The organism is Mesorhizobium sp. P2_E10, from assembly GCF_056404235.1.
Map to the genome: position 1 here is coordinate 520,404 of NZ_JBFUEK010000002.1, position 26,280 is coordinate 546,683.

Annotated in this window: 23 protein-coding genes; 6 read left to right on the plus strand and 17 right to left on the minus strand. The window is 63.6% G+C overall.

The annotated features are described in order from the left end of the window. Nucleotides 1-33: 33 nt before the first annotated feature. Both AC1D0N_RS07220 and AC1D0N_RS07225 read left to right on the plus strand, forming a co-directional pair. The gene (locus AC1D0N_RS07220) at nt 34-1,815 is read left to right on the plus strand and encodes a glucan ABC transporter ATP-binding protein/ permease (protein ID WP_477242746.1); all 1,782 of its coding nucleotides are present in this window, start codon (nt 34-36) and stop codon (nt 1,813-1,815) included. Between the two features lie 307 nt (nt 1,816-2,122). Beyond that, nucleotides 2,123-2,878, plus strand: coding sequence for a heme ABC transporter permease (locus AC1D0N_RS07225; protein ID WP_477242747.1), 756 nt, complete (start codon nt 2,123-2,125; stop codon nt 2,876-2,878). 65 nt (nt 2,879-2,943) lie between these two features. On the opposite strand, the gene AC1D0N_RS07230 is transcribed toward AC1D0N_RS07225, so the two are convergent. Then, the gene (locus AC1D0N_RS07230) at nt 2,944-3,234 is read right to left on the minus strand and encodes a hypothetical protein (RefSeq protein WP_477242748.1); all 291 of its coding nucleotides are present in this window, start codon (nt 3,232-3,234) and stop codon (nt 2,944-2,946) included. A gap of 143 nt (nt 3,235-3,377) precedes the next feature. Next, nucleotides 3,378-4,436 (minus strand): D-TA family PLP-dependent enzyme, encoded by a 1,059-nt coding sequence (locus tag AC1D0N_RS07235; protein ID WP_477242749.1) that lies wholly within the window; start codon nt 4,434-4,436, stop codon nt 3,378-3,380. A 140-nt stretch (nt 4,437-4,576) separates the two neighbouring features. Here AC1D0N_RS07235 and AC1D0N_RS07240 point away from each other — a divergent pair, with 140 nt between their 5' ends. Beyond that, complete coding sequence (locus tag AC1D0N_RS07240) at nt 4,577-5,263, plus strand: D-lyxose/D-mannose family sugar isomerase (RefSeq protein WP_477243110.1); 687 nt, start codon at nt 4,577-4,579, stop codon at nt 5,261-5,263. 19 nt (nt 5,264-5,282) lie between these two features. Here AC1D0N_RS07240 and AC1D0N_RS07245 read toward each other — a convergent pair whose 3' ends face one another. From AC1D0N_RS07245 to AC1D0N_RS07270, 6 genes are read right to left on the minus strand one after another with little or no spacing between them, the layout of a single operon-like run. Then, complete coding sequence (locus tag AC1D0N_RS07245; RefSeq protein WP_477242750.1) at nt 5,283-6,146, minus strand: RDD family protein; 864 nt, start codon at nt 6,144-6,146, stop codon at nt 5,283-5,285. Then, nucleotides 6,133-7,149, minus strand: coding sequence for a stage II sporulation protein M (locus tag AC1D0N_RS07250; protein ID WP_477242751.1), 1,017 nt, complete (start codon nt 7,147-7,149; stop codon nt 6,133-6,135). The genes AC1D0N_RS07245 and AC1D0N_RS07250 overlap by 14 nt, the downstream gene beginning before the upstream one ends. Then, a complete protein-coding gene (locus AC1D0N_RS07255; protein WP_477242752.1) occupies nt 7,146-8,450 on the minus strand; it encodes a DUF58 domain-containing protein in 1,305 nt (434 codons plus the stop codon). Before AC1D0N_RS07255 ends, AC1D0N_RS07250 begins: the two co-directional genes overlap by 4 nt. Beyond that, on the minus strand, nt 8,447-9,403 hold the full coding sequence (locus tag AC1D0N_RS07260) for an AAA family ATPase (RefSeq protein ID WP_477242753.1): 957 nt from the start codon (nt 9,401-9,403) through the stop codon (nt 8,447-8,449). The genes AC1D0N_RS07255 and AC1D0N_RS07260 overlap by 4 nt, the downstream gene beginning before the upstream one ends. Next, entirely contained in the window at nt 9,390-10,604 is a 1,215-nt protein-coding gene (locus AC1D0N_RS07265; protein WP_477242754.1) for a DUF4350 domain-containing protein, read from the minus strand. The genes AC1D0N_RS07260 and AC1D0N_RS07265 overlap by 14 nt, the downstream gene beginning before the upstream one ends. Then, complete coding sequence (locus tag AC1D0N_RS07270; RefSeq protein ID WP_477242755.1) at nt 10,601-11,233, minus strand: DUF4129 domain-containing protein; 633 nt, start codon at nt 11,231-11,233, stop codon at nt 10,601-10,603. Before AC1D0N_RS07270 ends, AC1D0N_RS07265 begins: the two co-directional genes overlap by 4 nt. Nucleotides 11,234-11,380: 147 nt before the next feature. Between AC1D0N_RS07270 and AC1D0N_RS07275 the strand changes: the two genes are divergently transcribed. After that, on the plus strand, nt 11,381-12,163 hold the full coding sequence (locus tag AC1D0N_RS07275; protein WP_477242756.1) for a hypothetical protein: 783 nt from the start codon (nt 11,381-11,383) through the stop codon (nt 12,161-12,163). A gap of 98 nt (nt 12,164-12,261) precedes the next feature. Here AC1D0N_RS07275 and AC1D0N_RS07280 read toward each other — a convergent pair whose 3' ends face one another. From AC1D0N_RS07280 to AC1D0N_RS07295, 4 genes are all read right to left on the minus strand, one after another. After that, nucleotides 12,262-13,947 carry a tetratricopeptide repeat protein gene (locus AC1D0N_RS07280; RefSeq protein WP_477242757.1) on the minus strand — a complete coding sequence of 562 codons (1,686 nt, stop codon included), beginning with the start codon at nt 13,945-13,947 and terminating at the stop codon, nt 12,262-12,264. A 112-nt stretch (nt 13,948-14,059) separates the two neighbouring features. Next, nucleotides 14,060-15,184 carry an NAD(P)/FAD-dependent oxidoreductase gene (locus AC1D0N_RS07285; RefSeq protein WP_477242758.1) on the minus strand — a complete coding sequence of 375 codons (1,125 nt, stop codon included), beginning with the start codon at nt 15,182-15,184 and terminating at the stop codon, nt 14,060-14,062. Between the two features lie 76 nt (nt 15,185-15,260). Next, nucleotides 15,261-16,790: an amino acid ABC transporter permease/ATP-binding protein gene (locus tag AC1D0N_RS07290; protein WP_477242759.1), complete on the minus strand. Its 1,530-nt coding sequence runs from the start codon at nt 16,788-16,790 to the stop codon at nt 15,261-15,263. Nucleotides 16,791-16,884: 94 nt separating this feature from the next. After that, a complete protein-coding gene (locus AC1D0N_RS07295; protein ID WP_477242760.1) occupies nt 16,885-17,724 on the minus strand; it encodes an ABC transporter substrate-binding protein in 840 nt (279 codons plus the stop codon). A gap of 211 nt (nt 17,725-17,935) precedes the next feature. Between AC1D0N_RS07295 and AC1D0N_RS07300 the strand changes: the two genes are divergently transcribed. After that, nucleotides 17,936-19,024 carry a LacI family DNA-binding transcriptional regulator gene (locus AC1D0N_RS07300; RefSeq protein ID WP_477242761.1) on the plus strand — a complete coding sequence of 363 codons (1,089 nt, stop codon included), beginning with the start codon at nt 17,936-17,938 and terminating at the stop codon, nt 19,022-19,024. A gap of 45 nt (nt 19,025-19,069) precedes the next feature. Here the strand turns inward: AC1D0N_RS07300 and AC1D0N_RS07305 are convergent, their stop codons facing one another. The 5 genes from AC1D0N_RS07305 to AC1D0N_RS07325 form a co-directional block, all read right to left on the minus strand. Next, entirely contained in the window at nt 19,070-20,710 is a 1,641-nt protein-coding gene (locus AC1D0N_RS07305) for an ABC transporter substrate-binding protein (protein WP_477242762.1), read from the minus strand. 357 nt (nt 20,711-21,067) lie between these two features. Further along, complete coding sequence (locus AC1D0N_RS07310; RefSeq protein ID WP_477242763.1) at nt 21,068-22,018, minus strand: alpha/beta hydrolase; 951 nt, start codon at nt 22,016-22,018, stop codon at nt 21,068-21,070. Nucleotides 22,019-22,049: 31 nt separating this feature from the next. Then, nucleotides 22,050-22,727 carry an isochorismatase family protein gene (locus AC1D0N_RS07315; RefSeq protein ID WP_477242764.1) on the minus strand — a complete coding sequence of 226 codons (678 nt, stop codon included), beginning with the start codon at nt 22,725-22,727 and terminating at the stop codon, nt 22,050-22,052. Between the two features lie 322 nt (nt 22,728-23,049). After that, nucleotides 23,050-24,354 (minus strand): M24 family metallopeptidase, encoded by a 1,305-nt coding sequence (locus AC1D0N_RS07320; protein ID WP_477242765.1) that lies wholly within the window; start codon nt 24,352-24,354, stop codon nt 23,050-23,052. An 87-nt stretch (nt 24,355-24,441) separates the two neighbouring features. Further along, entirely contained in the window at nt 24,442-25,338 is an 897-nt protein-coding gene (locus AC1D0N_RS07325; protein ID WP_477243111.1) for a GlxA family transcriptional regulator, read from the minus strand. A 283-nt stretch (nt 25,339-25,621) separates the two neighbouring features. Between AC1D0N_RS07325 and AC1D0N_RS07330 the strand changes: the two genes are divergently transcribed. Beyond that, nucleotides 25,622-26,230 (plus strand): hypothetical protein, encoded by a 609-nt coding sequence (locus tag AC1D0N_RS07330; protein ID WP_477242766.1) that lies wholly within the window; start codon nt 25,622-25,624, stop codon nt 26,228-26,230. Nucleotides 26,231-26,280 lie beyond the last annotated feature (50 nt).

Sequence of the window (26,280 nt, forward strand, 5' to 3'; positions counted from 1 at the left end):
TGCACAATAAATAGTTTGGCGGAGTAAGCTGAAGTGTCCCTTCTGCAAATCTACTGGAGAGCGCTGGGTTATCTCGCAGCCGACAGGAAGCGCGTCGCGCTTATCTGCGGCGCGAATGTCGCCCTCGCAGCCATAGCCATCCTTGAGCCGATCATGTTCGGACGGGTGATCGGTGCCATCTCGGAACGCGGCTCCGTCTTCCAGACGCTGGCGATGTGGGCCGGCCTTGGCGCCTTCAACATCGTCGCCTTCGTTCTGGTGGCGCGTGGCGCCGACCGCTTTGCCCACAAGCGCCGCAGCGAGGTGCTTTGCCAGTCGTTCGAGCGCGTGATCACCATGCCGCTTGCCTGGCATCATCAGCGCGGCACCTCCAACGCGCTGCACACGCTGCTGCGCGCGGTCGAGACCCTGTTCAGCCTCTGGCTCGAATTCATGCGCCAGCATCTGTCCACCGCCGTCGCCCTGGTTCTGCTGGTGCCGACCGCGATCAGCATGGATCTGCGGATGTCGCTGGTGCTCTTGGGCCTCGGCGTACTCTATGTCGGCATCGGTCGGCTGGTCATGCGTCGCACCAAGGAGGGCCAGGCAGCCGTCGAGCGGCACTATCACCAGGTGTTCGCGCATGTCACCGATTCCGTCAGCAACGTCGCCGTGCTGCAGAGCTACAACCGCATCGGCCATGAGACCGAGGCGCTGAAGCGCTACGTCAAGAACCTGCTCGATGCGCAGAACCCCGTGCTCGACTGGTGGGCGATGGCCAACGCGCTGCATCGCCTGTCGTCGACCATTTCGATGATGATCGTGCTTTTGATCGGCTCCTATCTGGTGATGCATGGCCAGTTGCGCATCGGCGACGTCATTGCCTTTACCGGCTTTGCCACGCTGCTGATCGCTCGCCTCGACCAGATGTCGGCATTCGCCAACCAGATTTCCGAAGCCAGGGCCAAGCTCGAGGAGTTCTACCAGCTCGAGGACTCCGCGGCCGAATCCGCCGAGCCCGATGGTTTGCGCGATCTCGCCAATGTCACCGGTCACGTCCGGTTCGAGAATGTCGGCTTCGAATTCGCCAATTCGGGGCAGGGCGTCGACGACGTGTCCTTCGAGGTCCAGGCCGGCCAGACCGTCGCCATTGTCGGCCCAACCGGCGCTGGCAAGACCACGCTCATCAATCTCTTGCAGCGCGTCTTCACGCCGTCCAGCGGCCGCATCCTGATCGACGGCGTCGATACCCGCGCGGTGACCCGCAAGTCGCTGCGCCACTCGATCGCCACCGTGTTCCAGGATGCCGGCCTGCTCAATCGCACGATCGAGGACAACATTCGCGTCGGCCGCGCCGAAGCGACCTATGACGAGGTTCACGCCGCCGCCAATGCCGCTGCCGCGCAGGATTTCATCCTGTCGAAGAGCGCCGGCTACGATACGGTCGTCGGCGAACGCGGCGGACAGCTTTCCGGTGGCGAGCGCCAGCGCATTGCCATTGCCCGCGCCGTGCTCAAGGACGCGCCAATCCTGGTGCTCGACGAGGCGACCAGCGCGCTCGACGTCGAGACCGAGGACCGCGTCAAGGAAGCGATCGACGAATTGCGGCGCAGCCGCACCACCTTCATCATCGCCCACCGCCTGACCACGGTTCGCGACGCCGACCTTGTCGTGTTCATGGACAAGGGACGTGTGATCGAGATGGGCGGTTTCGCCGAACTGTCGATCCGCAACGGCCGCTTTGCCAGCCTGCTGCGCGCCGGCGGCCTGCTCAACGACGAGGAGGTTCGCCGCCTCAGCCGCACCGTGCAGCAACAGCAGGAACAGGCTGCCTGACAGGTGCCTTTACCTTCTCCCCTTATGGGGTGAGCAGCCGGTTCGCGTAAGCGAATTCATCGTGCCAGTGGCACGATGAAAGGCCGGCGAACGCCGGGACGCTGCGAAGCAGCGGGGACCCGGCAGGGTGGATCGGCGACCCCGGCCCTTCGCAGGCTCAGGGCGTTCGAAGCTCGAAAAGCCAAGCAATTGGCTTTTCGTCCGCCAGCGCGGACCGCTCCTCACCCCACAAGGAGAGAAGGTAAGAGCGCCCTGCGACACCACCACTCGATTGCCCCCCATGCGTCGCCGGTCTATGTAGAACCGCATGAGCGACACGACTTCACGCCTTGCCGGCTGGATGGATCTTGCCAACCCGACGCGCTTTGTCGGGCTGGCCGACAGGATCGTGCCTTGGCTGGCGTCCATCGCCGCCATTGTGCTCGCCATCGGGCTTTATATGAGCTTCACGGCGCCGGAAGATTTCCAGCAAGGCATCACCGTGCGCATCATGTATATCCACGTGCCTTTCGCCTGGCTCGCCATGATGTGCTACACGGTGATGGCGATCTCCGCCCTCGGCACGCTGGTCTGGCGCCATCCGCTGGCCGACGTCGCGCTGAAATCCGCCGCACCCATTGGCGCCGTCTTCACCGCCCTGGCGCTGATCACCGGTTCGATCTGGGGCAAGCCGATGTGGGGCACCTGGTGGGTGTGGGACGCGCGGCTGACCTCGGTCTTCATCCTCTTTCTGATGTATCTCGGCATCATCGCGCTGACCCGCGCGCTCGACGACGCCAGCCGCGCCGCCTGGGCCGCCGCCATCATCACCTTGGTCGGCTTCATCAACATCCCGATCATCAAATTCTCGGTCGACTGGTGGAACACGCTGCATCAGCCGGCATCGGTGTTCCGCCTCGGCGGGCCGACCATCGATCCCAGCCTGCTGTGGCCCTTGCTGGTGATGGCGCTTGGCTTCACCGTGCTGTTCTTCGCCCTGCACCTTATGGCGATGCGCACGGAAATCCGCCGCCGCCGCGTGATTGCCATGCGGCGGGTGGCGGCGAGGCAGGCGGAGGGGTAGCCGATCTAAGGCCCGCTGCGCCGGCGCCCCGACAAATCAAGTGTCTGCCGTCTCTGAACGGCCTGTCATTTCTGCAGATTGTGAACTTCGAACGAAGTCTCCTGAGGCGGCGAGGTGAACCCGCCCTTGATGCCCTTTTTCATTTGAGGCATCAGGATATCGTCCCGGAACTGCTCCCAATTCTTCTTGGATTCGTGAACCGCAACAATTGACCAGCCACCGGCCGACGGACCGGCAACATGGAAGACCTGGCCTTTTGGCAGGCTTTTTCCGCCTGCTGGATGCACCGCGGCGATGGACGCCTCGTACTGCTCCTTCGTGCCACCAGGAAAATAATGCATGATTGCGTAAGCCATTTTTTCCTCCCGAGCAAAGCCGGAATCCATCCAATGGCCAGCCTGCTGAACGCAGATTGACGTAAGGGAACGCAGGCGACAAGCCGGACCTTAGACAGGGGCGACCGAGGGCTACCTTGAACTCGGAGTTTGGATTATGTGCGTCACCCTGTGCGGCCGCGCGCGGCCACCGGCAACGTTTCCAGCACCTGTTCGCCCGCAATCAGATGCACCTGGTCGAACAGATTGGTGACGACGCAGCAATGGTCGGGCACGATGCGCACGCGCTCGCCGATACGAAGCTTGGCGTCGCCCGAAAGCGTGATGTTGCCATGTTCCTCGCTGAGGCCGGTGATCCTGGCGCCGGGAATGCCCAGCAACTCGCCGAAATCGGCAAGCCCCAGCGTGTCGCTGGACAAGGCCTTGCTGCCGGAATCGAGGATGGCCCGGGTCGGCGTCGGATGGCTGACCACCGTCGACAGCACCGTCAGCGCGCAATCGTCAAGGCTGCCGACGCCTTTGGCAACCTGGTAGCGGTCGAGATAGATGTAGGTGCCGGGCCGGTATTCGGTGACGACGCTGTCCTCGCCGGAGCGCCACATATCCGGTGTGCCGCCGCTGGAGATGCGCTCGCAGGCAAGGCCGGACGCGGCAAGCGCCTGCTTGGCCTCGGCAAGCCAGGCTTCGGCCTCGTCGGCCCGACCGGCAGCCGGGTAGGTCATCAGCCCGCCGAAGCTAAGCCCCGTTGCCCTGTCGATCTCTTTCGCCAGCGCCACCGCCTCGCTGGCCGACTGGACGCCGCAGCGCCCCATGCCGGTGTCGCATTCGACCAGCACCGGCAGAGGGTGGCCGGCATCGGTGAAGGTGGCGGCCAGTCCCTCAAGCGTCTCCTTGCTGTCGGCGGTTACCGAAAGCGTCACGCGGCCATGCAGCGCCAGCAAGCGCTCCAGCTTGGCTCGCCCGAGAATGTTGTAGGGTAGAAAAATATCGGCAAGCCCGGCATCGGCCATCACTTCGGCTTCGCCAATCTTCTGGCAGGTGATGCCGACGGCGCCGGCGGCGACCTGTTTCCTGGCCCAGTAAGGCAGTTTGTGGGTCTTGATGTGCGGCCTAAGTTTCAACCCATGCCGGTCGGCATGGGCCTGCGCACGCGCGATGTTGGCTTCGGCGCGGCCGGCATCGATCAGGATCGCCGGCGTATCGAGATCGTCTATGCTGAGCATGAATATCACCTTGGGAAATTTGCCCAGACTTATGGCCTCGATCGAGCCGGATGTCATGAGGCCAGCATGCAGTTTACGTCGACACCGGATCGGTGTTCGGTTATGCGCTGTAGGCACCGCCTGAAGAAGGGATCATGATCATGAAGCGCTCCACCATCAACGACATTATCCGCGACGCCGACGCCTTCATCCGCTCGTTCGGCTACATCATGCCGCCCTTCGCCTACTGGAGCCCGGAAGAGATGAAGGCGCGCAAGGCGGACTCCGCCGCCGTCTTTAGCTCGCGGCTCGGTTGGGACATCACCGACTACGGACAGGAGAAGTTCGATGAACTCGGCCTGTTTCTGTTCACCGTGCGCAACGGCGTCTACGCCGACATGAAGAAGGGCATGGGCATGCTCTATGCCGAAAAGATCATGATCTCGCGCAAGGACCAGCTGTCGCCGATGCACCGCCACAACATCAAGGCCGAGGACATCATCAACCGTGGCGGCGGCAAGCTGGTGCTCGAACTGTTCATGCATGATCGCGACGGCGGGATCGATCCGAAGGCCGAGGTGTCGGTGCCGGTCGACGGCACCATCCACCGCTTGCCGGCGGGCGGGCTGCTGAAGCTCGATCCGGGCCAGAGCGTCACCTTGATGCCCGGCGTCTGGCATGCCTTCTGGGCCGAGGGCAAGGATGTGCTGATCGGCGAGGTCTCGACCGTCAATGACGATCTCACCGATAACGTCTTCCGCGAGCCGATCGGCCGCTTTTCCAACATCGACGAGGATGTAGCGCCGCTGCATCTGCTGGTATCGGACTATGAGAAGTGGGTGGGGTAGGGCGCGTCCAAAAGACGACCTACCGCTGGTGCTTGTCGGCCTTGCGGGTGCCAAGCAGCAGCTTTCGTTCGAGATGCGCGCGTAGCTCTCCGTAGTATGCCGTCAGGAACGCGCGGGCATCATGCGCTTGCGGGGCCGCGCCGATCTTGCGCCCGATCGTCTCGGCCACCGTCTTCAGCGCGAAATAATCGTCGCGACGCAGCACCTCCTCCAGCTTGTGCAGTTCGGCGATGCCATAGGCGTCGAGTTGGGCCTGGCTGAAGCGGAAGGTTCCGGCGCCAGGATCCTTTCGTGTCGACAGGTCCTCGACCAGCGCGACCTTCGGCGCCTCGACCACCCAGGTTCCGGCCAGCAGGTCGCCGATGCGCATGCGGTCGCGGTTGAACAGCGGGAACAGCGAAAAGAGCAGCGCCCATACCAGACCGAAGATCGTTGACAGCGTATCGGCGACGCCGGCCCCGCCGCGCGCTGCGATGATCGAAAGCGGCAAAAACACCTCGATCTCACGCATCAGGTTGCGCGCGATGACTTGATCGATCGTGAGACCGGCGCCACTGCGGGAAGCGACCCGAACGCCGACCATCCGCTTGCCCGGCGTTGCGGCGCGCCGGCCAGCCTCGAAGGCAATGAAATAGATGTTGCGCAAGAAGAAGATGAAGATCATCCAGGCGATGAAGAGCGGCTCCGCTTCTTGCGCGCCGAGCCCCCCAAGACCGAAGATCACAACGAGAGTGACCGCGATTGCAGCGATGACGATGATGACCACATCGAGCAGGAAGGCCGCAGCCCGAGTGCCGGCATCCGCCAGCTTGACCTTGAGGTCGACGCCCTCCGGCGTAATCAAAGGCCTTGTCAGCGCGGCCGGGTTTCTAGCCGTTGCCATGCCGCACCATCCGCAACAGGTAGAAATAGGCGATCCATAGCGCGAGCAGGCCACCGCCAATGGCGTAGCGTGCCGTATCGCCGGTAATCGTCTGCCGGCCGATGCCTTCGAGCAGGCCGGCAAACAAAAGCATCATCATCACCCCAACCATGGCGGTCGCCGCAATCCGCCCGGCCTGGGCAGCTGCCGCCATGCGGCTCAGCTCGCCGGGGAAGGCGATGCGCGTGCCGATGCGCATGCCGGCGGCACCCGCCAGCGCGATAGCGAACAATTCGGTGGTGCCGTGGATCGACAGCCAGCCACCAAGTTCGAAGCCCAATCCCTTGGCGGCATAGATCTGGAATATGGCGCCCAGCATGCATCCGTTCATCAGGATAATCAGCACGCTTGGCACCGTAAAAGCGAAACCGAGGGCAAAGGCCAGGATCGCCACTTGGGTGTTGTGGGTGAAGAGATAGGCGGCGAAGCCGGACAGGAAGTGACTGCCGCCATCATAAAGCACGCTGCGCAGCATCTCGGCCGACGAATCCGGATTGCGCCCGCCGGCGAGGCCGGGCGCAATGATGGCGTCGTACCAGCGCTTGTCGGATGCGACCAGCCAGTAACCGGCAATGGCGCCAACAAGCGTCAATCCGACCGAGGCCCAGGTCTCGCGCCACAGATCGCGGATCGCCGCCGGCCAGTCACGCAGGAAAAAATCACCGATGCGCTGGCGCAGCCCGCGCCGCGCACCGTAGAGATAGAAATAGCCGCGCAGGCAGAGCGCTTCGAGATAGGCTACCAGGGCGCTGTCGAGCGAAGTGGCCCTGGCTACCGAAAGCGAGGATAGCGCCGAGCGGTAGAGCAGCGGCAGCGACAGCAGCTCGTCTTCCGAAAGCACGCGCGGCGCCCGTTTCTCGACGCGGGCGAGCAGCGCTTCGAACGCCTTCCAGTCGGCCTCGCGCTCCTGCCGGAAGCTGGCCAATGACTGGCGTACCGCATCGGTGCCGGCGGGCAGCGTCATAAGAGGTTCTCCTCCTTGAGCTGGATATAGCGCTCGATCAGCGTGGGGCCGAGGCGCTGGTGGTCGGCCTCGATGACATGTGCGCCGAGCAGCCTCAGCCGCCCGATGACCACTTGCCGCTCCCTCAACAGACCGCCGGCGGTCACCGACCGCGCGACATCCTCCGGGGTCGCGGGTGGCATATCGGCCAAGGTTTCCAGCTCGACATCCTTCATCATCATGAACAGCACCAGATGGCGCTCGGTCAGCCGTCCCACCGTGCGCAGCATCAGCTCGGCACTGATCGGATCGACGAAGTCGGTAAAGATGATGACCAGGGAGCGCCTGTCGAGCTTGGCTGCCAATGTCGTCAACGCCAAGGTGAAATTTGTCTCCTCGGTCGAATAGTCGATCTCGGCGGCGCGCTTCTGGATCATCGCGAAGCTGGCCGAGCCGCGCACCGCACCGCTGGAAACGCGCGGCCGCGCATCGAAGCCAAACAGGCTGACCAGATCGCCGCCCTTCAATGCGATGAAAGCCGTGAGCAAGGCGGCAGTCACCGCGCGGTCGACCTTCGGGACGCCGTCGACCGGCTCGCACATCAGCCTTCCGCTGTCGATGGCCAGCACGATGTTGTTGTTCTCCTCGATGCGGAACTCACGCGCCAGCAACTTGCCGTGGCGGGCGCTGCGCTTCCAGTCGATCATCCGCCGGCCCATGCCCGGCTGGTAATCCTTCAGCGACTCGAATTCGCGTCCCTGGCCGGCCCGCTTTTGCGCGTGGCCGTCGGCAAGGGTGGAGCGCTGCAGCAATGTGATCGCTTCGTCGCGCGCACTGCTGACGTCGGGCAGCACCGCCACTTTCCGGTCCATCGGCAGGACGACCTGGTTCCAGATCAGTCCGAACGGTCCACGCCAGCGCAGCCATAGCCGATCAAAGCTGGCGATGCCGCGCCTCAGCGCATCGAATTCGAGGTCGAGCGTGCCGCCATTGGCCGGCAGTGCGCCACCGGTGCCGCCGACCGGCGCCAGCCGCTGGTCATGACCGACTCGCGCCTGCAGCATGCGCGCCCGCCCGCCGAAGCTCGCCGCGATATGCAGGGTGAACCGCCCGCCGACGCCGACTTGCGGCGGCGCTGAAAGGCTGGCGGTGAGCGAGGCGCGTCCACGCCCGGCGGCCGCGTCGACCGCCAGGAAAGCAAGCAGCGCGCAGATCCACAACAGGCCGAGATACCAGAAGGAAGGTAGCGCAAGCGCGATCAGGAAGGCGGGGATGGCGCCCGCCGCCGCTGCCCAGACCGCTCGGCCGCTCGGATAGATCAACGGGGCGCTGCCGTCTGGTCGACGAGGTCGGAAACGATCTGTTCCACCAGCCGCCCGTCGATTTGCGCCGCCGGTGACAGGATGACGCGATGACGCAGAGCCGGCACCGCCAGTGCCTTGACGTCGTCGGGGATGACATAGGCGCGGCCGTCGAGCGCTGCCCTGGCGCGCGCGGCGCGCGCCAGCATGGCGCCCGCACGCGGGCTGGCGCCAACCTCCAGGTCGGGGCTTTCGCGCGTGCCGCGCACGAGTGCCGCAATGTAGCCGACGACATCGTCGACCAGTGTGACCTGGCCGACGGTGGCGAGCGCCTTCTCCAGCGTCTTGCTGTCGGCCTGTGCCGTGATGCCGTATTGCTTGATGTCGTGGGAGGCGGAACCGCCGCCGTGATGGACGATGATGGCGCGTTCCTCCTGCGCGTCGGGATAGCTCACCTTGTGCTTGAACAGGAAGCGGTCGAGCTGGGCTTCGGGAAGCGGATAGACGCCTTGGTGCTCGATCGGGTTCTGCGTCGCTACCACCATGAAGTTCTGGCTGAGCGCATGCGTGGTGCCGTCGAAGGTAACGGCGTGTTCCTGCATGGCTTCCAGCAGCGCCGCCTGCGTCTTCGGCGGCGTGCGGTTGATCTCGTCTGCAAGCAGCAGGTCGCAGAAGATCGGACCGCGCGTCAGCGTGAATTGTCCGCTCTGGAAATTGTAGATGTTCGAGCCGACGATGTCGCCAGGCATCAGATCGGGCGTGAACTGGATGCGCCCGTAGACGACGCCGAGTGCCTGCGCGAAGCAGCGCGCGGTCATGGTCTTGGCCGTACCTGGCGGACCCTCGAGCAATATGTGCCCACCGGCGAACAATGCCGTCAGCATCAGATCGACCGTGTCGCGCTGCCCGGTGATGGCTTTCGCCACCTCTTCCCTGATCGCGTTCGCCAGGGCCTTCACATCATCGACGTTCACCAAGCCTCCTTGTCGTCCAGTCATGCAGCTCTTGCGCTGCCGCGTGCATTTTAGCCAATGTGCCGGAATTGTTCGCGGCCTTGAAGCGCGCGGTAAATCCGCCGGCTTCGTCCTTGTCGCGGGAGTCTAGCCAGTGGTCGAGGGCTTCCCCCTGCAGTCCCTGCGGCGCGCCGAGCAACGCTCCGGCGCGCGCACGCATCAGCACCGCATAACGATCGCCGAGCTCCTGCAGCCGTCCGGCGCGCCTGAGCAGCATCGCCGTGGTGTCGACCAGTGCCCGCTTGCCGAAGGCGAAGGCGCGGGTCTCTGTGCGTGGCGGCCCGAACCGGCCGAGACCGTGCAGGAAGGCAAGTGCGGCCGCCGCCAGCACCGACAATGTCAGTGCCAGGAAGGGCGGCTCGACCAAAAGCTTGGCGAGATCGTATTTCTGCCCGATGCCGTGCAAGGTGAGGTCAAACATCACCGCGCCCTTGCCGGGCTCCAGCATGGCGATCATGTCGAGTGCCGCGGCAGCCTTTTGCGGATCCTTCAACGCCGCATTGTTGATCAGATCAGGGTCGGTCAGGATGTAGAACGGCTCATCGTCGAGCTCGGTGAGAACGGCCTTGCCGTTGCCTGCCGCGATCAGCGGATGTTCGTCGGCAACCCACTGCAACTCGTCCGGCGTGGCCACCATGCGACCCTCGACGCTGATCTGTTCCATTGTGGTCTTGCCGGCACCGAGTTTCGCCTTGGCGATGCGGCCGAGCCAGTCGTTGACGGCTGTATCTGGCAGCCGCTCGATCTTCATCTCCCAGCCCTCATGCTCCCACGACGGCATGGTGACCCATTTGGGCAACACGAAAAGCGTGTCCTTGCCCGAGCGAAGCCTGATGATTCTTTCGAGCGCAGCTGGGTCGCTGTTCGGAGCGATGGTGACGATCAAAAGGAAACCGGACGTCAGACCGGAACTGAGATCTTCCTCGCTACGCACCATTGGTGGTGATTGTCCGTTGGCAAGTTTCAGCCATTCGACAAGCCCTGCATACCCAGAACCGCCTTTGGAGAGCGGCGTGGCGCCGCCTGCCGGCTGGCGGAAGTCCGGCGCGTAGGTCGACAGCAGGAAAAATCCCGCTGCCGCGAGCAGGCTGGCAAAAATGCCCCAGAACAAGGTTCTGCGCTTGAACGGTTCCTGCGCGGCATCGACGGCAGGCGCACTCATGTCCAGGCATCCCTGAAGGCAAAACGCTCGTAGGCGCCGCGCGCCTGCTGCCAGCCTTCGACGCCGACCGGCCGGCGGGCAAACAGGGCAGCCTCGACAATGCGCGCGATCTCGCTGAATGCCTGGCGTGCCCGCGACGGCAGGGAAGGGGCAGTGGCAATGTCGCGTGATGTCAGCGACGGGCGTAGGAAGTCGGGCAGCCGCCCTGCAATGTCGGCGACGCTGCGCCGAAGCAGAAGATGCACCGCCTCGTCATACGCGCCGCGCGCGGCGAGCGCGTCGGCCTCGGAGAGCAGGATCTGCGCCGCACCGGCATCCGGGCGCCATTCCTCTTCCGCCTCTGGCTGTTTGCGGGCACGCCGCCACGGCAGGCGCCACGCCACGCCCTTTGCTTCGAGAGCGACGAGCAGCGCGATGATTGCTAGGCCGATGATCACCGCGCCCCAGAACAGATAAATCATGTAGGGGCCAATCTTCCCCAATCCGTCCAGCAAAGGCTTCAGCCATGCCGGCGGCTCGGGCTGCACAAGGGTCGGCAGGTCGAACTGAATCGAATCATCTGCGAGCAGCTGCTTGTGCACCTTGGCCAGCCACTCGGCTCCCGCAGCGTCTGGCTGTGCAGCTGTCACCCACTCCCCCTGCAACCTGCGGTTCCGCGCGGACACTGGCAATGCAGCAAGAAAATTGCAAGTGGGCTGGACGCCGGAGATCAAACTTGACAGATTTACTGTTAAGATAGCCGCGGCTATTCGGCGGTGATCACGGGGGGACGCATCATGACTTCTGTAACACTGGGTGGGACGGACAAATTCCGAATCGGCAGGGTGTTCAACAACAGCTTCGCCGTCATCGGCCGCAATATCGGCCTGTGCCTCGGGTTGGCTTTTTTGTTCTCAGGCCTGCCGGCGATTGTCATTCGACTGCTGACCCAACCGCAAATTGACGCGATTCTGCAAGCCGAACCCGGCGCTGCGGCCAACCCTGCTGCGATGTTTGGTAACCCTTGGGTCACGATTTCCGCCTCGTTGATATCCTTTGTTCTCGCCCTACTGCTCCAGTCGGCGCTTGTGCGGGCGACCATCGAGGACTTGAACGGCAAGCGGCCGACCTTTGGCGACTGTATTCAGATCGCCATCCGCTTTTTGCTGCCGACACTGGGGATCGGCCTGCTCGTCGGCCTTGGGTCGGCCCTGGCCATGATTGCCCTGGTGGTGCCCGGCATTATCCTGTGGCTTGGCTGGTCGGTGTCGGTGCCGGTTCTGATCCAGGAGCGGCTCGGCGTTTTCGGCTCGATGTCGCGCAGCCGTGTCCTGACCAAGGGCAACCGCTGGCCGCTCTTCGGCCTGTTCCTGATCCTGATCATCATCGCAGCGGTCATCCAATGGGCGATAGCGCTGGTGGTTCTGCTCTTTGGTGGAATTGTCGCCTATGTGGCGGCAGCCCTGGTGCAGACGGTGGTGTCGATGGTGCTGTCGATTGCGGCGGCAGTCAGCTACGTCGAGCTGCGTCAGGTCAAGGAAGGCACCAGCGTCGAAGAACTGGCGGAAGTCTTCTCATAGGAAAGGCGTCGCTGCATCGAAGATCGGCCTGAGACATCAGGCCGATCCCGGCAGGGGTCGCAGCCGGGGCATCAGGCATTCCCGAGGCCCCAACGGATTCAGTGACAGCAACTACGGTTCGATTGCACGCTCGTCCGGCAAAGGCACGATGAGGTGATCGCCACATCCGCCTTGGCCAGTGCTGCGGTGAGCTTGGCCTGCAAACCTGCCAGTTCCACGCTCTCGCCGCGGCGTTTCAGACACTCCACCAGCCCATGCAGCGCCCAGACATTGTCGGGATGCTGGGCACAGCGCTGCACCTTGCCGCTCAAGCCGAGATCGTCGCGATAGACTTGCTCGGCCTCTTGCGCGTGGCCTTGGTCGAGCAGCAACGCTGCCAGCGCATGGCGCGGCGGGTGCATCCACGCCCATGGCTCGGTGTAGGACAGATTGTCGTCAAGCTCGACCGCTTGCCGCAGATGGCGGTAGGCCTCCTCGTGCCGTCCCTGGTGATAGACAAGCTCGCCATCGAGAAGGGCAGCACCGACGGCGAGCGAGTCCCGCGTCGGATTGCTGAGGAAACGCCGCTCCGGCGGGATGCGCGACAGGTGCTGATGGAACCGCTCGCGCTCCTGTTCAGCTTCGGGGAAGTTTCGTAGTGTCGCGTGCGCGACGCCCTTGGCGTAGTGCTGCATGGCCGTCGTCAGCACATAAAGTTCGGGCTCCTCGACCATCGGTTCGTCGATGATCTCCTGCCAACGCCCGAACCGCACCAGCACATGCGATTTCATCGCATGATAGCCTTCCACCGTCTGGGTGAGCTTTGGCCGGTCCGGAATGCTGACGACACTGCGGGTGACCAGACTGCGCACCTTGTCGGCCGCCCACAGCGCCGGCTGGTATTGGCCGAGCAGCATGCAAGAAAACATCATCAGATGCAGGTCATGACAGCAGCCGAGCAGATAGTAGGTCGGCTCGTCCGCATAGGCGAGATAGAGGTCGTTGGCCCGCACCGCCTTTTCGCTGGCGCGTTTTGCTTTTTCATAGTCACCGCACAGCACATAGATATGCCCCGGCATATGGTTCATGTGCCCGGCGTCGGGGCACATTTCGCCAAGCAGATCCGCCGAGCGCATGCCGCGTTCGGGCATGGTCGACATTTCCAGCAGATGGATGTGCAGGTGAACGATCGCCGGATGCTGCGCGACGCCGGTCTCGTCAGCGAGCCGGATTGAGCGCTCGCAAACCTCGAGCGCCTCGACGACGTCCGAGTTCGGCGCCGGCTTGCCGGTCTTCAGATCCCACAGTCGCCGCACGGTGCGCATCATCAGCGACTCGACAAACAGCGCCATCACATCGTGATCGTCGGGAAAGTTTTCGTACACGCGCCGCATCTCGGCGGCATAGGCATTGTCCCATTGCTCGAATTCTGGCGGCGCCACCGCATACGGCTTCTGGAAACGACAGGCCAGCGCCTCGATCAACCACTTCTCCACCGCGCTGGCGTGAGCGGCGTTGGCACGCGCGAGCTGGACATGCTCGAAGCAGCGTTTGGTCGCCGCATTGGCTTCGGCCTCGCCATGCTCCTTCCAGGTCAGATTGTAGAAAGGCCCGGCGGCATAGGCGATGCCCCAATGCACGAAGGCGCAATCGGGGTCCGTCTCCAACGCCTTCTCAAAACACTTGATGCCTTCCTCGTGGTTGAAGCCGTAGCACCAGTTCAGGCCGATATCGAACCAGCGCTGGGTTTCTGCTGAGCGGGTGGAAATGGGGCGCCGATAGGTGCCAAGGTTGAAGTGGTGCATGCCTGCGTGCGTCTCGCGCAAATTCCTGACCTGAGCCGATAAGTTTGGTCAGTGCAATCTGTGACGAATGCGTGCGCAAGGCAAATGGCATTCCACCGCTGCGTGCCCCGGGTCAGTCGTCGAATCTTCCGGGGCGAAACCCTTCGAGCAACGGATTGGGCTTACCACTGACGATCTCGCCGGCCAGCAATTCTCCGGCGACGAGCCCGAGCGTCGCGCCGCTATGGCTGAAGACGACGTGATAGCCTGGAATGCCGGTCAACTGGCCGATCACCGGCTCGCCGTCCGCCGGAATTGGTTTTGGCCCGGTGTGATAACTCTGCAGGGCAAGCGTCGGGTTTCCATCCAGGACCTTGGAGGCTTCGTCGAGCAGTCCCGCTATCGTCGATGGCCTTGCCCCGTACGTGCCGTCGGCACGCACGACGACTTCGTCTTCGGACCAGGCCGAGTCGAGCGCGAAGGCCCCGTTCGGCGTCGGACGGATGGCGATACGCGGCGTGTTCAACACTGCTCGCAGCGGATGCCGGATCGGGCTGCTGAAGACGAGCAGCGCGCGCGTCGTGCCGTCGCCGATGCGTCGTCCGACTTTCGCGGCCATGTCCGGCACTGCCGAACCGGTCGCGACCACGACGGCATCGGCATCAACGACCTGGCCGGACGCAGTCTTCACGCCACTGACGCGGCCATTGGCGAGAGTGACGTCTGCGGAACCGGCATCGGTGAGGATGCGGCCGCCGCGTTCGAGAAACTCCTTCAGCATTAGGCTGATCAACGAAGGCAGGTCGACCCATCCTTCCCCCGCATTGAAGATCGCGCCCTGGGGCGAGACGGCACTTTCATCGACACCCGGCGTGACGGCGGCGATGTCGCCGGGCGCGAGCAGACGCGTCTCATAGCCGATCGCCTGTTCGTGGCGGAAGATTTCCGGGAGCTGGTTGGAAGCATCATCGGTGTCCCAGGTGAGTCCGCCGTCGAGGCGGAGCCAGGCGCCGCAGTCCTGTCCGGCGGCCAGCGTCCTGTAGCGGTCGAGGCCCTGCATGCGGAGCCTGTGATAGGCGGCCGAGCGCTTTCGCGCCGAGTTGAGCCAGGCGAGCGAACGCGACGATGCGCCATTGGCGGCTGGACCGTCATTGACGATCGTCGCCTTAGCGCCGAGGCGGGCGAGATGGACGGCGGTGGAGACGCCGAAGATGCCGCCGCCGACGACGACGACCTTGAGGGCGGATTTATCAGTCATAGAAGCAGCTTTCGATGATCGGATGGTGGGTTTTCAGGGATGCGCCGAGCCTGGCCGGTTGGCGCGGCGGCATCTTTCACAGCACCTCGGCGAGGAATTGCTTGAGCCGCGGGCTCATCGGCCTGTCGAATATCTCCGCCGGCGGGCCAACCTCGACGATGCGGCCCTCGTCCATGAAGGCGACCTGATCCGCCACCTTGCGGGCAAAGCCCATCTCATGGGTGACGACGATCATCGTCATGCCGCGCCGGCCGAGATCGGCCATGAGATTGAGAACGCCTTTGACGAGTTCGGGGTCGAGCGCGCTGGTTACCTCGTCAAAGAGGATGACCTCCGGGTCCATCGCCAGGGCGCGCGCGATCGCCACGCGCTGTTGCTGGCCCCCCGAAAGGCGGCTCGGCCGGTAGTCCTTGCGCGCGGCCAGGCCCACTTCGGCAAGGCGCGCTTCCGCCTGGCGCCTGGCCTGGCTTTTCGCCATGCCCTTGATCTCAGTGAGGGCGAGCATGACGTTCTCGAGCGCGGTATGGTTCGGGAACAGATTGAAATGCTGGAAGACCATGCCGACGCGACGCCGCAGCGTCTCCGGTTTCATCGCCAGGATGCTTTCGCCATCGAGCAGTACGTCGCCCGCCTTCGGCTCGACCAACCGGTTGAGGCAGCGCAGCAGCGTCGACTTTCCGGAACCCGACGGTCCGATGACGCAGGTGACCGTTCCCGGCTCGACCTTGAGCCGTATCTGTTTGAGCACCTGCAAATCGCCATAGGCCATGTCGAGATCGCGGACGTCCAAGCTGCCGGCCTTGATGGCTGGCGGCGCGGCGCCGCTCGACACCGAGGCTTTGCCTGACGTGGTCTCAAGCTCGCCGACTTCTACAAGGCCGCTGACGACGCCGCCGGATTTTTGCCTGCCGAGCCGCAGGTGATTGTCGATGGTGTTGACCACATGGGTCAGTGGCACCGTGATGATCAGGTAGAACATTCCGGCCAGAAGCAGCGGCGACAGGTTGCCGGTGACCACCGCCTGGTCCTGCCCGATGCGGAAGATCTCGCGTTCGGAGGCAAGCAGGCCGAGGAAATAGACGAGACTGGAATCCTTGACGTTGCCGATGAACTGGTTGACCAGGGCAGGGAGCACGCGGCGCACGCCCTGCGGGATCACAATCAGCCGCATGCCCTGGCCGTAGCTCATGCTGAGCGCGCGGCACGCTTCCATCTGACCGGTTTCGACGCTCTGGATGCCCGAGCGAAAGATCTCGCCAATATAGGCGCCGGCAATCAGGCTGAGCGCCAGGATGCCGAGCGGGTAGGGCGAGGGGCCGAAAATCTCGCGGCCGATGCGGGCGAATCCCTGGCCGATCAGCAGGATGGTGAGAATGGCGGGCAGGCCGCGAAAGATGTCGGTGTATATGCGTGCCGGAATGCGCAGCCAGGCTGAGCGCGAGATACCCATCACAGCGAGGACCATGCCAAGCAGGATGCCGAGCACGGTGGAAGCCGCCGCGAGGATCAGGGTATTTTTCAGCCCGACGGCAAGCAGCGTCGGCAGGACCGATGCCATCGCGTCCCAGTCGAAAAAGCTGCGCTGAATGTTCTCAAGCCAGTTCATCTGCAAACCTGCCTTGCGCGGCGGCAAGGCCACCGGTCGCGCGATCGCTCATAGGTGAGGGCCGCCGGCATTCGCGCCGGCGGCCCTACGCGGCTCAGTTCTTCTTGGGAAGATATTGTTCCGGCATCGGCGATCCGGGGAACCATTTCTGGTAGAGATCCCTCCAGGTGCCGTCTTGCATCGCTTCATGAATGCCCTTGTTGAGTGCTTCACGAAATGCGTCGTTGCCCTTGCGGATGACAAAGCCTGCCGGCGCGTCGAAGGAGGGAATATTGATCGCGATCTTCAACGCCGGATAGCGCTCTCCGTACTGTTTCGCCGCCTCGTAATCGAGGAAGTGCGCGTCGACCGTGCCATTGTTGAGAGCTGCGATTGCGGAGTTGTTGTCCGGGAATTTTACCAGGTCGGTGTTCTTGAAGCTTTTCGCGGCATAGATCTCCTGCAGCGTGCCCTGGACAACCCCGAGGCGTTTGCCGGCCAGGCCTTCGGCATCGGTGATCTTGGCGTCCGACGTCAGCACCGAGAGGTAGCCGGCCAGGTAGCCGTCGGAGAAATCGACGTTCTTTTTCCGCTCGGCCGTGGTGCCGATTGCGGCGACCGCGACGTCGAAACGCTCATTGGCGACCGAGGGCATGAGTGCCGAGAATTCCTGCCCAGTGAAGGTCACCTGATCCGCCTTGAATCCCATCCGGTTCACCACATTCAGGAAGAACTCGAGATCGAAGCCGGTGAACTTGCCATCGGCGGTCGTGAAGGCGTAGGGCTTGGCATCGCCCATCGTGCCGACGCTGATCGTTTTGGCATCGATCAGATTGTAGGGGTTGTCGCCGGCGGCCCATGCCTTGGGCAAGGACAGGGCAGCCAGTGCGATGGCGAAAATGATCGAGCCGACACGCTGCCGCGGGCTCGATGTGAAAAGGCCATTGATGCTCATTGTTGTTCTCCACTCTGAAGATCGGTCCGCAGGGGGCGCTGAAGCTTTCACAACGGACACGCGCCAATTTTCGAAACGGCTTTCAGTACGACGCCTCCAGGCGCTCTTTTATTGTGAGACCGGTCTCAAATGCAATTGAGACCGGTCTCTTGACATTTGTAGCCACAGGAATGACCATCCGTCAACGAACTCAGAAGCGATTTTTTCGAGAATGAAACGTCCGACCAAGGCTGCTTCCATCACTGTCAGCGACGTCGCCCGCCAGGCGAAGGTCTCGAAAGCGACGGCAGCGCGCGTGTTGGGTGGCTATGGTCGGGTGAGCAAGGAGGTGCGCACCGCCGTGCTCGAAGCCGCAAAGGTGCTCGACTATCGTCCGAACGAGTTGGCGCGCAGCATGACGACCGGACGCTCCGGCAGCATCGGCGTGGTCGTCGGCGACATCGAGAATCCGTTCTTCTCGCTTGCGGTGCGCGGCATCAGCGACGCGGCGCGCCTGTCGGGGATCAATGTCATTCTGGCCAATTCGGGCGAACAGGTCGAAGCCGAGAAGAATGCAATACGCGTGCTCATGGCAAAGCAGGTTGACGGGCTGATCGTCACGCCCGCCCAATCCGGAGAAATCGCCCATCTCGTCGAAATTGCGCACTCCGCCTGTCCGCTGGCGCTGCTCGACCGGGCGCTGCCGGGCCTCGATGTCGACACCGTCACCGTCGATGACCGGGATGCGGCGCTGCGCGCCACGCGCATCCTGACGCGGGCGGGCCACACCAGGATCGCCTATGTGACCGCTGCGGTGTTGTCGGGAGATTTTCGCGGCGGCGAGTCGAGGATCAACACCTCAAGCGTGCGCGAGCGCATTGTCGGCTTCCTCGATGCCTGCCGGGACGCCGGCATAGAGCGAGCCGAGCGCAACATCCATTTCGGTACCGGACCGTCCGAGACATCGCGGGCGGCGATGCATGCGTTGCTCCGGAGCGCCGAGAGGCCGACCGCAATTCTCGCATCCGACAGCGTCGTCGCACTCGAACTGTTCAAGGCGATCCGGGAATGCGGGCTGCGCATTCCGCAGGACATGTCGCTGATCACCTTCCACGATGCCGACTGGACCAGCGTGACGACGCCTCCGATCACCGTCATCGACCAGCCGGTCTATGCGCTAGGAAAATCCGTGGCGGAGCTTCTGATACGCCGCCTGAAAGGCGATGACAGGCCGCCCGAAAGGATCGTTCTTCCGACCACCATCATCGAGCGGATGTCGGTCGGACGGGTTCCGGACGTCGTCAGGCAGGCTATTGCCTGACGCGCCCACAGTCGGTGGCCGCGTCAGGCATCCGGTCAAAACGGATCAGCTCTCCAGCCAGACCTTCTCAAAGTGCTGCTCCAGCGACTGGTGCTGCTCGCAGCCATGCACGCCCTTGCGATAGGTCCGGTAGACCGAGCGCCAGTAGGGCTGGATGATGATGCCGGAGTCGCGCAAATTCTGCTCGATCTTGGCCATGATCTCCTTGCGGGCCTTGGCGTCAGGCATCGCCAGCGCCTTGTCGAGAAGTTCATCGAACTCCTTGTTGGCATAGGCGCTCTCGTTCCACGCGGCGCCCGATTTGTAGGCGAGCGCGAGCACCTGGACGCCGAGGGGGCGTCCGAGCCATTCGGTGCAGGAGAAAGGATATTTGCTCCAGTCGTTCCAGAAGGTGGCGGCCGGCAGCACGGTGCGCTTGATCTTCAGCCCGGCCTCGCGCATTTGCGCGGCAACGGCGTCGCCGGTGCTCTTCTGCCATTCGACGTCGACGGAGATGAGGTCGAATTCGTGGTCGGCCTTGCCGGCCTCGGCGAGCAGTTTCTTCGCCGTATCGATGTCACGCTTGGCCGGGCCGATATCGGCATATTCGGGGTGCATCGGGCCGACATGATGGTTGTCGGCGGGCTTGCCGCGACCGCCGAGACCGAGCGCCAGCACGGCGGAATTGTCAACGGTGAGCTGGGCCGCGCGGCGCACCTTGACGTCGTCATAGGGCGGATTGCCGACATTGAAGCGCGCCACGATGGTTGAGCCGGTGGCGATCTCGGAATTTTGCAGGCCCATCTGTTCGGTCTGCGACACCGCGTCCGAAGCGGTTTCGTGGTCGGTATCGATCTCGCCGGATTCGAAGGCCGACAGCATGGCGTTGGGGTCGGAGCCGTAATCGACCCATTTGATGCCGTCGAGGTGGAAGTCGCCCTTCCACCACGGCTTGTCCTTGCGCTTTACCTCGGCGCCGGTCTCGGCATCCCACTTCACCAACTCGCACGGTCCGGTGGTGATCGCCAGCGCCTTCAACGGGTCCGCCTCGCCCTCATAGGAGCGGTGCATGATCAGCGCCGGATAGTCGGCCATGCCGGCAATCAGCGAAATGTCGGGCTTGGGCAGATTGAGTTTAATGGTGAAGTCGTCGACCTTCTCGATGCCGCCATCGACGACCTTCTTGCTGTCAGCATTCACCAGCGCGCCCATGCGCGCGGCGACCGAATTGCCGGCGACCGAAGCGTCGCACCAGCGGGTGAGATTGTGGATGACATCGTCGGCGTTGAAGGCGTCGCCGTTCGACCAGGAGATGCCCTTGCGTACATGCAGCGTCAGGGTCTTGGCGTCGTCGCTCGCCTCCCAGCTTTCGAGCAGCCAGGGCTCGAAAGTAAAATCGGTGTTCCAGCGCACCAGATATTCGTTGCAGTGGCGGGCGACGTTGGACATTTCGACACCGTCGAAGGTGCGCGGGTCCTTGAAACCCTTGACGTTCATGGCGACGCGCAAGGTGCCGCCGCGCTTCGGTTCCTCGGCGTGGGCAGGCGAGGGCGCAAGTCCGCCAAGCGCCAGCGCGCCGGCAGCGCTGACGCCGAAGGCGGCCATGGTGGCGAGATATTCGCGCCGGTTCAGGCCGCCCTTTCTGAAATCGTCGGCGACGGGCTTGGCTTTGGGATGCAATCTTCGGTTGGTCAGCATGAATTTCATCGTCGTTCCCTCTTGTTGGGCGTCCCGGCGGAACGCCGACGCGGGGGCGGATGCGGTCGCCGGGACGCCATTGCCTGAGAGGGATGATAGGGCGGGATTACGCAGCGGAGTGTTCGCGTTTCCGCAGTTGTTGTGCGGCGCTCCGCAGTGGGGATGACAGCCAATCTCCCCCCAAGTGGGGGAGATGTCCGGCAGGACAGAGGGGGGCGCTGTCCCGCCGACCTCTCAGCCAAGTTCAGCAGTGCTCTCAGATGGATTTCGGATAATCAGATCGACGGTGGTGATCCTTCGCGCCCCCCTCTGGCCTGCCGGCCATCTCCCCCACGAGGGGGGAGATCGGCGCTGCTTCGTTGGCCCTCAGTAAGGCCACTCACCTTTACCCAGCGCCGCAACCGCCGCGATGATGCGCGTAAAAGCCTCGCCGGCGGCGGGTACAGTCGTTCTGGCGCGCAGAAAGCTGTGCACGAGGCGCTTCTCCTCGTGCCACCACGCCTTGCCGCCGGCGGCCAGAATGCGGTCGCGATAGGTCTCGCCGTCCGAGGACAGGGGGTCGCACTCTGCGGTGATGATGACCGTCGGCGCCAGGTTTGAGAAATCGCTGTCGCGCAGCGGTGAAAACGTCGGATCGTCCGGCGACTGCGCTGGGCCCGAGCGGATGCTGCGATAGGTCTCGACGTCGCGCGCGGACAGCAGCGGCGCCTCAGCGTGCTCGATGTAGGATCCGGCGCTCTCGTCGCCGCCAAGGTCGGGATAGATCAGCACTTGGCCGGCTGTCGCACTCGCCTGGCGGCGCGTGGCGTGAGCGACCGCGGCGGCGAGATTGCCGCCGGCGCTTTCACCACACAGGACGAGCGGCAGAGCGGTCGTCGCGGCTGCCCATTCGAACACCGCCAGCGCATCGTCAAAGGCGGCGGGATGCAGATGTTCGGGCGCCAGCCGGTAGTCGGCGGAAAGCACGGCAAAGCCGGTGCCGGCGCAGATTTCAGCGCAGATGTCGTCATGGCTGTCGAGGCCGCCGAGCACGAAGCCGCCGCCATGAAAATAGAGGACCATTGCTCGCGCGGCCTTGCCGGCAGGCTGGTAGCGGCGGACTGGAATGCCGTGGTCGGCGCTGGCGATCAGGCCGTCACTGACGGATACGCCCGGCGGATGACCCTGGTGGAAGGCCCGGCACATCGCGTCATAGACCTCGCGCTGCCTGTTGATCGGCTGTTCGGCGATCTCGGTCGGGTACCAGTCATTGACCCGATCGACATAAGCCCACAAAGCCGGATCGAGCCGCCTGGCGTATTTCCCGCGCTCCGTCATCTGGTGGATCGTGCCCACTGCAATCCAATCGTCAAAGCTCGTCGTAGAGCCGGGCCGCGTTTTCATAAGTGAAGCGCAAAGGCACCGAGCCCTCTACCTGCCATGCGGTCACCGTATCGCCCGATATCAGCCGGCGGGCGCCTTCGGCGTTGGTGACGGCGCCGCCATAGAGCCGGTTGGCGAGGTTGAGGATGGCGGTCTGGTGCATGGCGCTGCTCGCGCTGCCGCAGGCATCCTTGACCAAAAGCACGCGAAAGCCTGATGCCACCGCGTCCCTGACGGTGGCGTCGATGCAGGCCTCGGTCCACACGCCTGATACAACCAGCCACTCTATGCCGCGCGCCTTCAATTCGTTGGCCGCAGTTCCCGAACCGAAGGCGCTGGCCTGCGTCTTGACCAGCATCGTCTCGCCCGCCGCCGGCGCCACTTCCGGGCAGATCGCGGTCAGCGGATCGCTCTTGTCGGAGAAGGCCGACTTGCCGTCGGCATCGAGCGGATGGAACGGTCGCGCCTTGGCGGTATCGACGATATAAGCCCAGTGGTAGAGCGGCACATCATTGGCGCGCGCTGCCGCCTGCAGGTGCTGCACGTTGGCGAGGATGTCGCCAAAACCCTCGACCAGATAGCGCTTGTCCTGCCGATGCTCTTCCTGGAGATCGATGAACACCGCCGCCACCGTGCCGCGTTTGATGGAGATGGGGGCCTTCATGCGGACGGGCCTGCAAGAGGCAACGCAGTCGCTTTCAGTGGGCTATCGCCCTTGGTGATTGGCCGAAGCCTCCCCGACTTCGTCATCCACGGGCGGAGCGGAAGCGAAGCGGACGCGCAGACCCGAGGATCCATGCCGTGACCTTGGCCGAGGAATGCAGCAGACCAAATGAGTACCGTAGCTGCGCTCGGAAGTCGCGGCATGGATCCTAGGGCCTGCGCCGCGTCGCTGCGCTCCTTGCTTCGCCCTAGGATGACGAAGCGATGGGCGCTGCGGCTATTCCCAACAGCCGGCGATGGTTCATCGAGGCGTGCAACCTTCATCAAACCTGCTTCTCCAGAAACTCATCCTCATAGGGAAAGCGCGACAAAAGCTCCGTCCCGGTCTCGGTGATCAGCATCTCGTCTTCCAGCTTGACGCCCTCGCGGCCGCCTTTCTCGCCGATATAGCTTTCCACGCTCACCACCATGCCGGGCACGACAAAACCGTCGCGGCCATAGGTCTCGTAGTCCATGGCATGCGCAATGAACGGCGTCTCGCCATGCATGCCGACGCCGTGCATGACCGAGGTATAGCGCTGGTCGACGAAACGGTCCGGGATTTTCCAGGCTTTTTCGGCGATCTCGCGAAACGCCATGCCCGGCTTCACGATCGAGATGTTGTGCTGAACCTGGTCATGCGCCATGCGGTAGAGCGATTTCTGATAATCGGTCGGCTTGCCCGGCCCGCAGCGGAAGGTGCGCGAGAAATCCGAATAATAGCCGTAGCAGCCGATGGTGTCGGTATCGAGCGCCAGGAGTTCGCCCGGCCGGATTTTGCGGCCGCTCGCCTCGTTGAACCACGGATTGGTGCGCTGGCCCGAGGTCAGCAGCCGCGTCTCGATGAACTCGCCGCCTTGCCGGATCACCTCGCCATACATGATGGCGAACAACTCGTTTTCGGAGACGCCGGGCTTGATCGCCTCGCGCACAGCATAGACGGCGGCCTCGGCGCCAGCCATCGACACTTGCAGGCATTTCACTTCCTCCGGCGTCTTCACCGCGCGCACCGCCAGGATCTCGCCCTGGCAGTCCCGAACGTCGCAGCCGCGCTTTTCCAAAGCAAGCGCCTGCAGGTGGCTGCAGCGGTCGAGGCCGAGCTTCATCGAGCCGCCGCCATGCTGCTTCAACAGTTCGGTGATCTCGTCGGCGAAGGGGCCGGCGGTCTCGTCGTCGCGGCCCGACACCGAAGACCAGACGAGCTTGGAAGGCCGCGCCTCGTCGATCGTGTCGAGCACCATTGAGACATGGTAGCTCTGCGGGTATTCGAACAGCACGATCGGCCCATCGGCGGGGATGAAGAAATAGCGGGTCGAGTTGCGCAGAAAATAGCCGAACATGTTGCGCGAGCCGGTGGCATAGCGCTGGTTGTAGGGGTCGAACAGCACCACGCCGCCATAGCCGGCCTCGCGCATCCAGCCGCGCAGCTTGGCCAACCGCCCCTTGCGCAAAGCATCCGCGTCGATAAAGGACGGCTCGGTGTCGGACAGCCACATACCGCCGGCCGGGTCCGCGGTGGCCGGGTGGCGCATGCGGTCTTTGAAGTCCACATCCTCGGTGCTGTCGGGGTCGAAAACGACGATGCTCATGGGTGCCTCCTGAAGGCTAGAACATAGCGGTGCGTCGGACAATTTCTGTGCGGATTCCCGCAAATGTCGTGCGAAATGCCGCTACAGCTAATGCCGCCGCGCCACCTTTGGCGCATGCCCATGCTCTTCGCGAAACGCCCGGGCAAAGCTCGACATCGAGGCGAAGCCGCAGGCCAGCGCCACGTCGCGCACCATCAGCGTTGAATGCGCCAAAAGGTCGGCGGCGCGCTTCAGCCTGAGCCGCCGGTAGTAGCCATTGGGCGAGATGCTCAGCTCGGAGCGGAAATTGCGTTCGAGCTTGTCGGAGGAGACGCCGAGCCGCTCCGCCAGTTCCGTCATGGCGAGGCGCTCCTCCACCGCATCCTCCATGATGGCGATGGCTGACAGCACCAGTTCGTTCTGGACGCCGGTGCGCAGGCGCAGCGGCATCAGCTTGCGGTCGACACTCGAGCGCAGCGGGCTGTGCACGAACCATTCGGCGACGCCGGCCGCCAGCTCGGCACCATAATCGTTGGTGATGATCTCCAGCATCATGTCGAGACTGCCGACGCCGCCGGCCGAGGTGAAGCGCTTGCGGTCGATGACATAGAGATCGCGCCTGAGCTCAATGTCCGGGAACGCCTCGGTGAAGGCCGCCTGGCTGGTCCAGTGCAATGTGCAGGCATGGCCGTCGAGCAGGCCGGCGCGGGCGAGGAAGAACGCGGCATCCGCCACCGCGCCGATATGAGCGCCATTGCGCAGGCTCTTGCGGATCCAGTTCATCGCGTCGTCCGCCACGACATGGTCGACATTGCCGCCCGAGCAGACGACGATGCGGTCGACCTTGGGCGCATCACCGGCGAAAAAGCCGGGTTGGATAACGACACCGTTGGAGGCCTCCACCGCCCCCTCGGCGGCGCCAACGATCACCCAGCGGTAGCAGTCCTTTTTCGCCAGCACATTGGCCGCGCGCAGCGGCTCGATCACCGAACTGAACGCCATCATCGGAAAGCCGGGAAACACCAGCACGGCGAAGGTAAGGGGGCCTTCGTTTGTCGTCGGCTGCGCGCGGTCGCGTTTTCGGCTGGTGACATTCACGATGGTGACTTTCGCGCAATGGGTGGCTGACAGGGGGAACTGTAGCGGGCGGTTCGGCACGCTGGCAACGGAGACGACAAACGATGTTACGCCCCGCCCTGTCTGCCAGCGAACCAACCGTTCACCAAGCGGGATAGCAAAACCTTAAGCGGAAACGGCGAGACTGGCAGCAGGTCATGGCGATGGAACGATGGCGGTGGAACTCAACTACGACTTCGAACTGCAATCGATCTTTCCGAAGGCCGTCTGGCTCGTCCCCGAATGCAAGGACCTGCTGGCCCAGGTCGGCATCGCCCACAACATGAAGGGCAATTACGTCGCGGCCTTTGTCGATCCGGCAACTTCTGTCGCGCTGTGGCGAGGGCCGGCCGAACTCAGGTCGACATTGATAAAGTCTGGCTGGAGCACGCTGCCATACGAAGGCGAAGCCGCGCCGGACAAGGCGCAATTCCTGATCCCGCAATTGATGGACATGCATGCCAAGCACAGAAGCGGCGCCTATGACGCACAGGCCGTCAAATATGCCGTTTGGGATATTTACCGCTTCACCAACCAACTGACTGTCGGAGAGATTCTCGGCGCCGACGGCCAGCCGACCTGTTCGCCGCTGACCCAGCAAAGAATGAGAGACGCCCGGCCAACCTCCGCCTTCGACGCCAACAAAGCGGTCATGGCAATGGCGTCCGACAAAAGAAATCATCCTCCAGCCGACAATGCGGCGCAACCGGCCCCGTCAGCCAGTGCCGGCTCCGGCCTGCTTGGGCGCGCCGCTCGCGTCTTTGGCCGCCGGCCGAACTGACAGCTGCTGCTTGGATCAGGTGGCGTGGATCGCTGAGCGCGGTCGCGCTT